Below are 12523 nucleotides of genomic sequence, written 5' to 3'. Positions count from 1 at the left end.
CACCCCGCTCCCACTCCGGGAATATCCATCGCGTCTGCATCTTCTCCCGCCACCGGCCTCACGTGTTATAGTTGGTCCATGGACACCTCTGTGGTGTTCGTGAGCGGCTGGGTAGTACCCTTGAGCCTAATTGCTTACCCCGGGAGCCGGTTTGTAGGAGGGCATGCGCATATCCGCCTTTGGCGGAGAGCCTAAGTTCCCCTGCCGAAGTTCCCACTTGAACCCTTGGTTCAAGGTCGAAGGTCGCCACGGCACTTACGGAGTGTGTCCTTATTTTTTGCCCTTTCCACTGCCCCGCCTACTGAGCAATGTTCTCGCGCCGCGACCTCAGGCTCGAATTGCGCAAGCGCCGCAGCGCTCTGTCCGGACCGGCCCGTGAACGTGCCGCACAATCCATCGCTCGGCGCCTGGCCCTGTCCCCGCACTATCGACGCAGCCGACGCATCGCCGTGTATCTGGCCATCAACGGTGAAATCGACTGCTCGCCACTGATCCATGCCGCGCACAGGCAGGGCAAGCATATTTTCCTGCCCTGCATACAACCCGACGGCCACATACTCTTCCGACGCTGGACTCCGGCAACCCCGATGCGGCGCAACCGCTTCGGTATCCTCGAACCGCGCACCTCGGCCAGAGGCCACCTACCTCCGCAGACCTTAGACATGGTGTTCATGCCGCTGGTCGGATTCGACCCACGCGGCAACCGCCTCGGCATGGGCGGCGGCTATTACGACCGCACCTTCGCCTGGCTGCGCCAGCGGCCGCTGCCGCTCAGCCCGCGCCTGATCGGCCTGGCATACGATTTCCAGTTCGTGCGCAAACTGCACCGCGCATACTGGGACGTGGTGCTGGACGGGGCGGTCACGCCGAGCCGTACGTTTCGTTTCTTCAGATAAGCTCCATCACCTGGCCGAATCCAGCGGCCCCTCGAAACGCAGAATGGGCAGGTTTCGGCATTGTTTCGGCGACATCGCGAAACGGCCGCGGAAACTGCGGCTGAAGTGCGCCGCACTAGCGAAGCCGCACTGGTAGGCAATCGACGCGATCGAATGGGAACGGTAGGCCGTGTCGCGCAGCAAGGCGTACGCCGCCTCGAGTCGTCGCTCCAGCACGAACCTTGAGAACTTGAGCCCTTGCTGCGCAAACAGCTTGTGCAGATAGCGTGTCGAAATGCCGATGTTTTCGGCGCACGAAGTCGGCGACACCGTCTCCGACTCGAACAGATGCCCCTCGACATAGGCCATCGCCATCTGCCAACGCAAGGCATTGCGCGTCGGCGAATCGGCCCGGGGCGGAGCATCGCCGTGATATGCACCGGCGACGAGCCATGACACCGCCGACAAGGCGCACAAACGCTCGATGTCGGAAGCAGCTCCATCCGAAATACCGCACAACAGGCGCTGTGCGACATCGACCAGCAAGCGGCTTCGGCCAACGACCTTGGGCGATGCGAGGAGCGAGCCCGGGCGGCCGCCGATCGTCAGCCCCAGGGCGCCGGCCGGCAGCTTTATCGCAAAAATTTTCGCCGGCGTCGCAAACACGACCCGTGACGGGGCATCGAAGCTGCGAAAGGAAACATCGCCCTGGCCGAAGGAGATGTTCTTGCCGCCCTGCTCGATAAACCCACTGCCCTCGAGCACCACATGCGCAATAACCGAGGCCCTGCTCTCGGCCGGCAGCGACTGCAGATCCGAGGGTCTATGCTCGATCATCTGCGGCGCGAGTGAGATCTGGGCGGCCAGCAGGCGCGGAGTCTGGAACTTGCGTTCGATACGCCCGCCGGAGAACCCGGTGACCCGCCCCGGTGCAAAGATGTTGTCCAGCAGCCGTTCCCACCGACGCCGGTAACCGGATTCGGCAACACCGGCATTCCCATTCGAATCGTTCATATTCCTTCTGCCTGTCGCTCTAAGGCTTGCCCGTCGGCGGCGGGGATTTCCTCCTACTCCGCGCAGCAACGCCTCTGTGTTTGGAGTTCCCAGCGGCGTACGAGTTCACTCAGGGTCAACAGCCAGGTACCGGCACGGACAAATCGCGCCTGGGCACCATGTCTACGATGTATGCGGTCTACCAACCGGTCCCGACAACCACCAAGGAAACACACCAATGGCTGCCGAACTGCATAAACAGACCGCCCAGGCGGCGATGCACACCAAGCTCGCGACAACATCCGATATCGAGCAGATCATGAGCCTGCATACCGGCCTCGTCGTCGAGCATCAGCTGATCGGCGAAGATCCCGCACGACTGCTGCGAACGTTCAAATACTACGCACATACCGTATATGGACTTTTCGCCTACGCCTGCAACCTGCTCCTGACCTTGCGGGACGAGGACATGATCGACCTGCACCGCGTGTGCGACGCCGAGCACAGCGCCGCCCTGGACAGACTCATCCACGACAGGATCGTCACCACCGGGCCGCAATCCCGCCTGCACGTGAAGCGCGGCCTGGTGCTGGGCACGGCCGCTTCAGAGCGGCTGTTTTCGGATATCGCCATGGAAATCGCGTGAGCGCCGTCGACGCGGCGCAGCCAGGCGCCGCACGCGGCTGGTTTGCGCTGCTGCTGCTCGCCCCGTTCCAGTTCATCTTCGGACTGATCTATTCCTGGGGCGCCATCGCGCCGGCCATCCACCTGCAAAGCGGCTGGTCCCACGCCACGCTCAACCTGGCCTTTTCGCTCACGCCGCTGGCGCTGCTGCCATCGGTCGTCTTTGCCGGCCGCCAGTTGGCCCGGATATCGCCCAAGACGCTCCTGGCAGCGGCGCTCGCGCTGTTTACCGCCGGCGGCGTGATCGCCATCGCCTGGAATTCGCCGCTGCCCTTCATGCTCGGCTACAGCATCATCGCCCTCGGGGTCGGCGCCGGGCTGTCGACGGCCGCCTGCATCGCCCTGGTCGCGCGACTCTACCCCGCCCGGCGCGGCAGTCTCGGCGGCGGCCTGCTGGCCCTGTACGGCATGTCGTCGACCGTAAGCGCCCCGGTATTCGACAGCCTGAACGCGCAACTCGGCTGGCGGCCCGCCCTCGCCGTGCTGCTCCTCGGCTACGCCGCACTCGGCTGGCTGGCCTGGCTCCGGCTGCCCGCCACGTCGCCCGCCGTCTCCAGCAAGGGATCGGCCACACGCATCACCCTGTGGCATATGGTCAGACATGCACGCCTGCGCTGGGCGCTGATCGGCGTGCTGGCGGCGGCCCCGCTCGGCTCGGCCTCGTTCGCCGCGATCGGGCAGCTGTCGCGCGGCCTCGGCTTCAGCGCTTCGTTCGCCGTCGCCGCCGTCTCTCTGATGGCCCTGGGCAACGGCCTCGGACGCCTGGGCTTCGGAATTCTCGCCGATGCGCTGGGCGCACGCTTCAGCCGCAATGCCGTGCTGGCAATCAACGCCGTAGCCGGACTGCTGCTCCTGACCGCATGGCATGGCGCGGGGCCACGGCTGTTCGCCGTCTATCCGCTGCTCATCGGCCTGAGCTTCGGAGGTATGGCCGGCAAACTTCCCGCGCTGGCCTCGTACGTCGTCGAACAGGGGCATGCCGACTCCGCCTTCGGCCTGCTGTTCGGAACCTTCGCGCTGGCCAGTTTCCTGGGTCCGCTGGCCAACGCTGCGGTAGGCATGAACGCTGCGCTGAACATCCTAGCCGTTTGCGCATTCGGCGCGTGCCTGCCGGCCTTGTTCGGCCGCTGAACCGCCATCAACCCAGCAATGCGCTTGGTTTATACTGCGCCATCGTGCACGACACCAAGACGAGGCGGACATGCAGTACTGGCTGATGAAATCCGAACCCGACGTGTTCGGCATCGACGACCTTGAACACGTAGGCCGCGAACCCTGGGACGGTATCCGCAACTACCAGGCGCGCAACTTCATGCGCGACCGGATGCAGCTCGGCGACAAGGCCTTCCTCTATCACTCGAATGCCGATCCGATCGGCATCGCCGGCATCATGCGCATCGCCAGCACACCGCATCCGGACCCGACAGCCTTCGACCCGGAAGCCAAGTACTACGATCCCAAGAGCGATCCCGACAATCCGCGCTGGCAGCTGGTCGACGTCGAGTTCGAACGCAAGCTCAAACGCGTCATCACACTCGCCGAACTGCGCGAATATCCAGAACTCGAAAGCATGGCGCTGCTGCGCAAGGGCAACCGCCTGTCGATCATGCCGGTCGAGCCTGAACACTGGGAATTCATCCTCGGGCTCGAATGATGCCCGCGCTCTACCACTTCTGGTCCTGGCCCGAAGCGCAGCGCGTGCGTCTGGCTCTGGGCTTCAAGGGCGCCGACTTCGAGGACCATCCGCTCGTCTACGACGACGACGAGACCTTTTTCGAACTCGGCGTCGCCCGCAGCGTACCGGTACTGCGCCTCGACGACGGCAGCCTGCTCACCGATTCGGTGCAGATCCTGCGCGACATCGACGATCTCTTCCCCGACGGCCCACCTCTGGTCGCCGGGCGCATCGACGAGGCCGCCTGGCAGGCGTTGCTCGAATGGCGCGCCGGCGTGGCGCACGTGCTCGAACGTCTCTACGTCCCAGGCAGGCCGGCGTTTGCCGACATCGGCCGCGATGCCGCGGCCCTGGCCGCCTACAAAGGCGAGGTGCAGAATCGTTTCGGCATGTCGCTGGAAGCCCTGGCCAACGACCGCTACGACGGCTTCAGCCAGCTCAGCCGCATGTCCCGACTCGACGAACTCGCCCGTCACCTGGCCAAACAGCGCTTCTACATGGGTCAGCCCAGCATCGCCGATCTGCTGCTCGCCGCCGACCTGTTCCCGCTGCAAGTACTCGACGGCGTCAGCCTGCCGATCGACATGATGTACTACCTGCAGCGGGTCGGCGAAGCCTGCGGCCTCGATCTCGAGGAAGGGCTGATCGCCGCTTGACCTCCGGCGCGGCATCCAAATTCCGACACCTTCGCATTCAGCACTTTCAGGAGAACAGCATGACCTTCGCCGAACTGCTCAGCCACATCGACCAGCGCACCGACCTGACCATTCTCGCCGGCAGCCCGGCCGACACCCTGGCGGCGGCGCGCGGGGAAGTCGCCGCCGGCGACTATGCCGCGGAGATGGTCCGCACCCTCGCCGAACGCCTTGAGCTGGCCGACGCCGACGCCGTGCTGCCGGAGCGTACCAGCGTCATCAACGCGCTGGGGCAGACCCGGCTCAAGTACTTCGCCGACGACGCTCCGGTCGACGGCCTGCGCTTCGTGGAGAAGTTCATCGCCGGCATCGACGCCGCCTACAACGACGAGGCCCTGCGCGAACGGGGCAAGTAAGACGCGCCGCGGGCAACCCGCGGCGGCGGCTCAGGACAGGAACAGACGATACGCCGGGTTGTCCGTCTCCTCGTAGTACGGATATCCCATCTCGTCCAGGAACTGGCGAAAGGCCGGGTAGTCGTCCCGCGGCACCTGCATACCCACCAGCACGTGGCCGAAGTCCATGCCGTGGTTGCGGTAGTGGAACAGGCTGATGTTCCAGGTCTCGGCCATGTGCGAGAGGAAACTGAGCAGCGCGCCCGGCCGCTCCGGAAACTCGAAGCGGTAGACGATCTCGTTATCCGTGGGCGGGGCGTGGCCACCGACCATGTAGCGCATGTGCAGCTTGGCCATCTCGTTGTCGGTCATATCCAACACATCGTAGCCCTTGTCGCTCAGCCGCTCGATGATCGCCTGCCGCTCGGCGTCGCCTTCGTTCATGCGCAAGCCCACGAACACGTGCGCCTCGGAGGCAGCGCCATAGCGATAATTGAACTCGGTGATCGGACGCTTGCCGATGATCCGGCACAGGCGCTTGAAGCTGCCGGGACGCTCCGGGATGGTCACCGCGAACATCGCCTCCCGGCGCTCGCCGATCTCGGCCCGCTCGGCGACGTGGCGCAAGCGGTCGAAGTTCATATTGGCGCCGCTGTTGATCGCCACCAGCGTCTTGCCCTGAGCGCCCTCGCGCGCCACCCAGCTCTTCAGTCCGGCCACGGCCAGCGCGCCCGAAGGCTCGACGATGGCCCGCGTGTCGTCGAAAATGTCCTTGATCGCCGCACAGATCTCGTCGGTGTTGGCCAGAATCACCTCGTCCACGTACTTGCGCGCCAAGCGGAACGGCTCCTTGCCGACCTGGCGCACCGCAGTGCCGTCGGCGAAGATCCCGACCTGCTTGAGGCGTATGCGCCGCCCGCGCGCCAGCGCCTCGTACATGGACGGCGACTCGTCGGCCTCCACGCCGATCACCTTGGTCTGCGGCGACAGCGACTTGATATAGGTCGCGATACCGGCGATCAGGCCACCGCCGCCGACCGGCACGAACACCGCGTCGATCAGGCCCGCCTGCTGGCGTAGCAGTTCCATCGCCACGGTGCCCTGCCCGGCGATGACCAGCGGATCATCGAAGGGCGGCACGAACACCAGCCCCTCCGATTCGACCAAGGTCATCGTGTGTGCGAAGGCCTCGTCGAAATTGTCGCCCTCGAGCACGGCCTTGCCACCCAGCGCACGCACCGCGTCGACCTTGATCGCCGGGGTGGTACGCGGCATCACGATCACCGCCCGCACGCCGAGGTACCGGGCAGCCAATGCCACGCCCTGAGCATGATTGCCGGCCGAAGCGGTAATCACCCCCTTCGCGCGCTCCTCCTCGGTCAGCGCCACAACGCGGTTATAGGCACCGCGCAGCTTGAAGGAAAACACCGGCTGCAGGTCCTCGCGCTTGAGGAGCACCTGATTGTCGAGGCGGCGGCTGAGTGAGCGGGCCGGGTCCAGCGGCGTTTCCTGCGCCACATCGTAGACCCGGGCGGTGAGAATGCGTCTTACGTAATCGTCCATCGGACGAAGATACAGGGCGGGGGCGGCACCCCGCAAGCCGCTTGGGAGCCTGTCGCGGAGTGTTGCCGAAGCTTGCTCTTGAAATGGGCGCCGGACAGTCCGGAAAGAGCCGGGGACGCGCCTGCCTCCCCCTCTAGACCCTCTCGGGCGAGGTCAAAGCAGCACTACCGCCCAGATCACCGCGGCGTTGATGAAACTCAGAAACACCGCTGCCGAAGCCATGTCCTTGGCCCGCGCGGAAAGTGGATGGCGCTCACCGCCGAAGCGATCGATAGCCGCTTCGATGGCCGAATTGAGCAGTTCGACGATCAGCACCAGAATCACGCTGGCGGCCAGCAGGGCACGCTGCACGCCATCATGCCCCAGCCACAGCGCCAGCGGCACCAACAGCGCCGCCAGCACCAGTTCCTGCCGGAACGCCTCCTCGTGCGTGAACGCCGCACGCAGGCCGCGCCACGAGTAGACGAAGGATTTGAGAATACGCCTGAAGCCCGTATTGCAGCCGCTACTCATCCACCTCTCCCAGGTTCGGCTCCCAGCCTATCCAGGAAAGGTGTCATATGCATTACTCGGCCGTTACGTCCCCGGGTCGGAAGCGGCTGGCTGCCAGCGCAGATCGGGGTCGCGCGCGGCGCGCACCTCATCGAAACGGCGGTTGGGCTGCGTGTACGGCGCACCCTTGACCCGCGCCGCATCGCTCTCGGCCTCGGCGCGGATGGCGGCCATGGCGGCCACGAAACCGTCCAGCGCATCCTTGGCCTCGGTCTCGGTCGGCTCGATCAGCAGGCACTCGGGCACCAGCAGCGGGAAATAGGTGGTCGGGGCGTGAAAACCGAAATCCAGCAGGCGCTTAGCGTAATCCATCGCCGTCGCGCCGGTTTCCTTGGCCTCGCGCTTGAGCGTGACCACGAACTCGTGGGTGGCGCGGCGCCGCGGATAGGCCAGCGCAAACCCCGCCTCGTCCAGGCGTTTGGCGAGGTAATTGGCATTGAGAGTGGCGAACTCGGCCACCCGGCTCATGCCTTCGCGGCCCAGCATGCGCATGTAGGCATAGGCACGCAGCAGAACTCCGACGTTGCCCATGAATGCCGACAGGCGGCCGATGCTTTGCGGCCGGTCGTTTTCGTCGAGCAGACGGTAGCCCTCGCCATCGCGCGCCACCAGCGGCACCGGCAGGAAGGGCAGCAGCCGTTCGCTCACGCCCACCGCACCGGCACCCGGCCCGCCACCGCCGTGCGGCGTGGAAAAGGTCTTGTGCAGGTTCATATGGATAACGTCGAAACCCATGTCGCCCGGGCGCACCTTGCCGAGGATGGCGTTCAGATTGGCACCGTCGTAGTACAGCAGGCCGCCGGCCTCGTGCACGATCCCGGCAATCTCGTGGATACGCCTTTCGAACACGCCCAGCGTGGACGGGTTGGTCAGCATGATGCCGGCGGTTTGCGGACCGACCGCCGCGCGCAGCGCATCCATGTCGACGTCACCGTCGGCATCGGTGGGTATCTCGCGTACCGCATAGCCGCACATGGTCGCAGTCGCCGGATTGGTGCCGTGCGCCGCGTCGGGGACGATGATCTCGCTGCGGGCAGCGTCGCCGCGCGCCTGGTGGTAGGCCCGGATCATGGCCACGCCGGCGAATTCGCCCTGCGCGCCGGCCATGGGCGTGAGCGACACGCCGCGCATGCCGGTGACGTCCTCAAGCATGGTCTGCAGCTCGAACAGCGTAGCCAGGATGCCCTGGCTGAAGCCCTCGGGCGCATACGGATGCCGGTCCAGGAAGCCGGGCAACATTGCCAGGGTGTTCGCGCCGCGCGGGTTGTATTTCATCGTGCACGAACCCAGCGGGTAGAACTGCGTGTCGATGGAAAAATTCTTCTGCGACAGGCGCGTGTAGTGGCGTACCGCCTGCAGCTCCGAGACCTCGGGCAGACCCGTCGCCGTGGTGCGGCGGAAGCGCTCGGGCAGGCCGTCCAGCGCGGCTTTGTTGAGCGGCGCCTGCGCGGCGGCGCGGCGTTGCGGCTTGGAATGTTCGAAGATCAACATCTCGGTAGACTCGATTCGGTCATTGGTGGGGCGCCGCGGCGGTCAAACCGCGGCTCCCAACCACTCAAAGCGCCGCGAGGGCGGCGTCATAGTTCGGCTCGTCGCCGATTTCGGGCACCAGTTCGGTGTACAGCACACGGTCGTCCGCATCCAGCACCACCACGGCGCGCGCCGTGATGCCGGCCAGCGGGCCGTTCTCGATGAGCACGCCGTAATCCTTGGCGAAACCGCGCGTACGCATCAGCGAGAGCGGCAGCACGTTGTCCACGCCCTCGGCCCCGCAGAAGCGCTTCTGCGCGAAAGGCAGGTCCGCGGAAATCACCAGCATCACGACATCGGCACGCTGACGAGCAAACTCGTTGAACTTGCGGGTGGACGTCGCGCAGGTCGGCGTGTCCAGGCTGGGCACGATGTTGAGCAGTTTCTTCTTGCCGGCGTAGGTCGCCAGGTTCACGTCGTTGAGATCGCCGTCGACCAGGTGAAAATCGGGCGCCTGACTGCCGACGGCAGGCAGCTCGCCGTTGGTATTGATGGGGGCGCCGTGCAGAGTGATGTTCGCCATGAGTTCTCTCCTTTCCTTGGTGGGGAAACCGTCGCGGGCATAGCGCGCCCGCTCAGGCTTCCAGTGCGCTTGCAAGCGCTTCGACGTAGCGCTGCAGGTCGTCCTCGGTCTTGGTTTCGGTCGCGCAGACGAGCACGGCGTCGGACATGCCGTAGCCGTCCCCGCCCAACTCGTAGCCACCCAGTACGCCCTGCGCAGCCATGTGCTCGAGCACCGGCGCGGCGGCGCGCGGCAGGCGCAGCGCCACCTCGTGGAAGAATTCGCCGCCGAATACGGGCTCGGCCCCGAGCGGACGCAGGCGCTCTACCAGGGCATGGGTATTGGCGTAGCTCGCCGCCGCCACGCGTGCCAGGCCTTCCGGCCCCAGCAGCGCCATGTGAATGGTCGAGGCGGTCACCACCAGGCCCTGATTGGTGCAGATATTGGAGGTCGCCTTGGAACGGCGGATGTGCTGTTCGCGAGCCTGCAGGGTGAGCACGAAACCAGGCTTCCCATCAGCATCGATGGCCCTGCCGACCAGGCGCCCGGGCATCTGGCGCACATGCGCCTGACGCGTGCACATGAAGCCGTAGTAAGGGCCGCCGGAGGACAGCGGCGCCCCCAGCGGCTGGCCGTCACCGACCACGATGTCGGCACCCGCGCCGCCCCATCCGCCCGGCGGCTCGAGCACCGCCAAGGTCAGCGGATTGACCACGGCGATCAGCGTCACGCCGTGCTCTGCGGCCCAGTCCGTCAGGACGTCGACCTCTTCCAGCACACCGAAGAAATTGGGCTGCGGCACGACCAGAGCGGTGATGTCCTGGTCCGCATAGGCTTCGAGGGCGGCCGGATCGAGGCGTCCGCTGGCGGCGTCGAAGGGCAGATCGACCAGCTCGATGCCCTGGGCGTGGACGATGGCGTGCGCGGTGGCGCGGTAGGCCGGATGCACGCTGCGCGGCATCAGCACCCGCCGCGACTTGGACTTGCGGTTGAGCCGCACGGCCATCAGCACCGCCTCGGCCAGCGCGGAGGCGCCGTCGTACAACGAAGCGTTGGAGACTTCCATGCCGGTCAGCCCGGTCATCATGCTCTGGTATTCGTAGATCAGCTGCAGCGTGCCCTGCGAAGCCTCGGCCTGATAGGGGGTGTAGGCGCTATAGAATTCGCCGCGCGTGGCGATCTCCCACACCGCAGCCGGGATGTGGTGCTCGTAGGCGCCCGCGCCGATGAAGCTCAGCGCTCCGGCGTCCTGCGCCGCGCGGCCGCGCATCAGACGCGCGACCTCCATCTCCGACAGCGCCTCGGGCACCGCCTGCAGCGCCGAGCTGCGCAGTCCCGCTGGAATCTCGTCGAACAGCGTCTCGATCTGCGGCACGCCGATGGCGGCCAGCATGGCGTCGATTTCGTCTTGGGTATGCGGTATGAAAGGCATGAATGAGTCTCGGCACAGCGTAGCCAACGCGCCCCGGGTTCCCACGGAACGCCTTGCGGCGCTCCGTGGTCCGTTGTCGTCTGCGCGTGGAATGGAGGGGCTCAACCCTCGGATTCGAGGAACGCGTCGTAGTCCGCGGCGCTCATCAGCGCTGCCACGGCATCGGCGTCATCGGGGCGCATGGTGAACAGCCAGCCGTCCGTATGCGCGGACTGGTTGACCAGCTCGGGCGTATCGGCCAGCTCTTCGTTGCCGCCCACGACTTCCCCAGTCAGCGGCGCATACACGTCGGAGGCGGCCTTGACCGATTCCACCACGGCGCAGGCGTCGCCCGCGCTCAGCCGCGAGCCGGCTTCAGGGGTTTCGACGAACACCAGATCTCCGAGCAGTTCCTGGGCATGATCGGTGATGCCGACGGTACAGGTGCCGTCGCCATTGTCGCGCACCCACTCGTGGCTCTTGGTGTACTTCAGATCGGATGGGTGATCACTCATCGCTTGCGTCTCCGAAAAAGTTATTCTGAAAGGTTCGCAGGCCCTCCGGGCCCGTTATCTAAAGACAGGACTTGCCATTGCGCACGAACGGCGGCTTCACCACGCGCGCCGAGAGCAGTTTGCCGCGGATATCCACCTCGCAACGCTCGCCGATGTCCGCCGGCACGCGTGCCAATGCAATCGCCACTGCGAGTGTAGGCGAGAACGTGCCGCTGGTGGTCTCGCCCTCGCCAATGCCCTCGACGACCACGCGCTGGTGACCGCGCAGCACGCCGCGCCCTTCCAGCACCAAACCGACGAAACGGCGCGACACGCCGGCCTTGCGCTGACTCTCCAGCGCCGTGCGGCCGATAAAATCACGCTCGGCCGGCTCCCAGGCGACGGTCCAGTCCAGGCCGCACTCCAGCGGACTGATGGTCTCGTCCATATCGGTACCGTACAGGTTCATGCCCGCCTCCAGGCGCAGCGTATCGCGCGCGCCGAGACCGATGGGCTTGACCCCTGCGGCCAGCAGCGCCCGCCAGAACGCGGCCGCCTCGTCCGCCGGCAGCATGATCTCGAAACCGTCCTCGCCGGTATAACCGGTGCGGGCCACGAAGCGCTCGCCGAGTTCGACGCCGCTGAAGGGCTTGAGCGCCAGCGCGGCCTCGGCGCCATCGCCGCCCAGCACCGCTGCGGCCCGCTCGCGCGCATTCGGCCCCTGCACCGCCAGCATCGCCAGATCGCCGCGCTCGTGCAGCGTGACCGCGAACGCGCCGGCCTGTTCCTGGAGCCAGGCCAGATCCTTGTCGTGCGTCGCGGCGTTGACGACCAGACGGTAGCGCTCGCCGCTCAGCCAATAGGTGATCAGATCGTCGATCACGCCGCCTTCGGGCGTGAGCATGCAGGCGTACAGCGCCTTACCGGGCGTCTTCAGCCTGGCCACGTCGTTGGCCAGCAGATAGCGCAGGAAATCGCAGGCGCCGGCCCCCGCCAGGTCGACGACGGTCATGTGGGAGACGTCGAACACCCCGGCGTCACGGCGCACCTGATGGTGCTCCTCGAGCTGGGAGCCGTAGTGCAGCGGCATTTCCCAGCCGGCGAAATCGACCAGCTTGGCGCTCGCGGCGACGTGTTCGGAGTAAAGTGGCGTGCGCTGCGACATGAATCAGGTTCCTCAAGGTTTCGAGGCCGGTCCGTCGAGACGGTGGCTT

14 protein-coding genes and 1 other RNA gene are annotated in these 12523 nt (G+C 65.9%); 7 read left to right on the top strand and 8 right to left on the bottom strand.

The features are described 5' to 3' along the window. Nucleotides 1-82 precede the first annotated feature (82 nt). A non-coding RNA gene (gene ssrS / locus P8014_RS10300) (6S RNA) lies at nucleotides 83-267 on the top strand. Between the two features lie 41 nt (nucleotides 268-308). Further along, on the top strand, nucleotides 309-896 hold the full coding sequence (locus P8014_RS10295) for a 5-formyltetrahydrofolate cyclo-ligase (RefSeq protein ID WP_337817233.1): 588 nt from the start codon (nucleotides 309-311) through the stop codon (nucleotides 894-896). Between the two features lie 6 nt (nucleotides 897-902). Here P8014_RS10295 and P8014_RS10290 read toward each other — a convergent pair whose 3' ends face one another. Then, nucleotides 903-1889, bottom strand: a complete 987-nt coding sequence (locus tag P8014_RS10290) for a helix-turn-helix domain-containing protein (RefSeq protein WP_337817232.1) — start codon at nucleotides 1887-1889, stop codon at nucleotides 903-905. A 217-nt stretch (nucleotides 1890-2106) separates the two neighbouring features. Between P8014_RS10290 and P8014_RS10285 the strand changes: the two genes are divergently transcribed. From P8014_RS10285 to P8014_RS10265, 5 genes are all read left to right on the top strand, one after another. Continuing rightward, nucleotides 2107-2514 (top strand): hypothetical protein, encoded by a 408-nt coding sequence (locus P8014_RS10285; protein ID WP_337817231.1) that lies wholly within the window; start codon nucleotides 2107-2109, stop codon nucleotides 2512-2514. Further along, nucleotides 2511-3683: an MFS transporter gene (locus P8014_RS10280; RefSeq protein ID WP_337817230.1), complete on the top strand. Its 1173-nt coding sequence runs from the start codon at nucleotides 2511-2513 to the stop codon at nucleotides 3681-3683. The genes P8014_RS10285 and P8014_RS10280 overlap by 4 nt, the downstream gene beginning before the upstream one ends. A gap of 70 nt (nucleotides 3684-3753) precedes the next feature. Then, complete coding sequence (locus P8014_RS10275; protein ID WP_337817229.1) at nucleotides 3754-4206, top strand: EVE domain-containing protein; 453 nt, start codon at nucleotides 3754-3756, stop codon at nucleotides 4204-4206. Beyond that, the gene (locus P8014_RS10270) at nucleotides 4206-4883 is read left to right on the top strand and encodes a glutathione S-transferase N-terminal domain-containing protein (protein WP_337817264.1); all 678 of its coding nucleotides are present in this window, start codon (nucleotides 4206-4208) and stop codon (nucleotides 4881-4883) included. Before P8014_RS10275 ends, P8014_RS10270 begins: the two co-directional genes overlap by 1 nt. 59 nt (nucleotides 4884-4942) lie before the next feature. Further along, nucleotides 4943-5278, top strand: coding sequence for a hypothetical protein (locus P8014_RS10265; protein WP_337817228.1), 336 nt, complete (start codon nucleotides 4943-4945; stop codon nucleotides 5276-5278). Nucleotides 5279-5308: 30 nt separating this feature from the next. Here P8014_RS10265 and ilvA read toward each other — a convergent pair whose 3' ends face one another. The 7 genes from ilvA to gcvT form a co-directional block, all read right to left on the bottom strand. Beyond that, complete coding sequence (ilvA, locus tag P8014_RS10260) at nucleotides 5309-6820, bottom strand: threonine ammonia-lyase, biosynthetic (protein WP_337817227.1); 1512 nt, start codon at nucleotides 6818-6820, stop codon at nucleotides 5309-5311. A 153-nt stretch (nucleotides 6821-6973) separates the two neighbouring features. Next, nucleotides 6974-7333 carry a diacylglycerol kinase gene (locus P8014_RS10255; protein ID WP_337817226.1) on the bottom strand — a complete coding sequence of 120 codons (360 nt, stop codon included), beginning with the start codon at nucleotides 7331-7333 and terminating at the stop codon, nucleotides 6974-6976. A 63-nt stretch (nucleotides 7334-7396) separates the two neighbouring features. After that, on the bottom strand, nucleotides 7397-8878 hold the full coding sequence (gcvPB, locus tag P8014_RS10250; RefSeq protein WP_337817263.1) for an aminomethyl-transferring glycine dehydrogenase subunit GcvPB: 1482 nt from the start codon (nucleotides 8876-8878) through the stop codon (nucleotides 7397-7399). Nucleotides 8879-8927: 49 nt separating this feature from the next. Next, nucleotides 8928-9425, bottom strand: coding sequence for a thiol peroxidase (gene tpx / locus P8014_RS10245; protein ID WP_337817225.1), 498 nt, complete (start codon nucleotides 9423-9425; stop codon nucleotides 8928-8930). Nucleotides 9426-9477: 52 nt separating this feature from the next. Next, nucleotides 9478-10836, bottom strand: coding sequence for an aminomethyl-transferring glycine dehydrogenase subunit GcvPA (gene gcvPA / locus P8014_RS10240; RefSeq protein ID WP_337817224.1), 1359 nt, complete (start codon nucleotides 10834-10836; stop codon nucleotides 9478-9480). A gap of 101 nt (nucleotides 10837-10937) precedes the next feature. Beyond that, the gene (gcvH, locus tag P8014_RS10235; protein WP_337817223.1) at nucleotides 10938-11330 is read right to left on the bottom strand and encodes a glycine cleavage system protein GcvH; all 393 of its coding nucleotides are present in this window, start codon (nucleotides 11328-11330) and stop codon (nucleotides 10938-10940) included. A gap of 58 nt (nucleotides 11331-11388) precedes the next feature. Then, the gene (gcvT, locus tag P8014_RS10230) at nucleotides 11389-12474 is read right to left on the bottom strand and encodes a glycine cleavage system aminomethyltransferase GcvT (RefSeq protein ID WP_337817222.1); all 1086 of its coding nucleotides are present in this window, start codon (nucleotides 12472-12474) and stop codon (nucleotides 11389-11391) included. Between the last annotated feature and the right edge of the window lie 49 nt (nucleotides 12475-12523).

The organism is Acidihalobacter sp., from assembly GCF_037381185.1.
Lineage (GTDB): Bacteria > Pseudomonadota > Gammaproteobacteria > DSM-5130 > Acidihalobacteraceae > Acidihalobacter_A.
The sequence above is the reverse complement of the archived record's forward strand: the minus strand, read 5'-3'. Positions and strand labels throughout refer to the sequence as shown.

Bases quoted from the DNA above. Each gene is read 5' to 3' on its own strand.
- gcvPA (WP_337817224.1), bottom strand. From the start codon at position 10,836: ATGCCTTTCATACCGCATACCCAAGACGAAATCGACGCCATGCTGGCC.
- gcvH (WP_337817223.1), bottom strand. From the start codon at position 11,330: ATGAGTGATCACCCATCCGATCTGAAGTACACCAAGAGCCACGAGTGG.
- P8014_RS10275 (WP_337817229.1), top strand. From the start codon at position 3,754: ATGCAGTACTGGCTGATGAAATCCGAACCCGACGTGTTCGGCATCGAC.
- P8014_RS10295 (WP_337817233.1), top strand. From the start codon at position 309: ATGTTCTCGCGCCGCGACCTCAGGCTCGAATTGCGCAAGCGCCGCAGC.
- gcvT (WP_337817222.1), bottom strand. From the start codon at position 12,474: ATGTCGCAGCGCACGCCACTTTACTCCGAACACGTCGCCGCGAGCGCC.
- P8014_RS10255 (WP_337817226.1), bottom strand. From the start codon at position 7,333: ATGAGTAGCGGCTGCAATACGGGCTTCAGGCGTATTCTCAAATCCTTC.
- P8014_RS10290 (WP_337817232.1), bottom strand. From the start codon at position 1,889: ATGAACGATTCGAATGGGAATGCCGGTGTTGCCGAATCCGGTTACCGG.
- P8014_RS10270 (WP_337817264.1), top strand. From the start codon at position 4,206: ATGCCCGCGCTCTACCACTTCTGGTCCTGGCCCGAAGCGCAGCGCGTG.
- tpx (WP_337817225.1), bottom strand. From the start codon at position 9,425: ATGGCGAACATCACTCTGCACGGCGCCCCCATCAATACCAACGGCGAG.
- P8014_RS10285 (WP_337817231.1), top strand. From the start codon at position 2,107: ATGGCTGCCGAACTGCATAAACAGACCGCCCAGGCGGCGATGCACACC.
- P8014_RS10265 (WP_337817228.1), top strand. From the start codon at position 4,943: ATGACCTTCGCCGAACTGCTCAGCCACATCGACCAGCGCACCGACCTG.
- ilvA (WP_337817227.1), bottom strand. From the start codon at position 6,820: ATGGACGATTACGTAAGACGCATTCTCACCGCCCGGGTCTACGATGTG.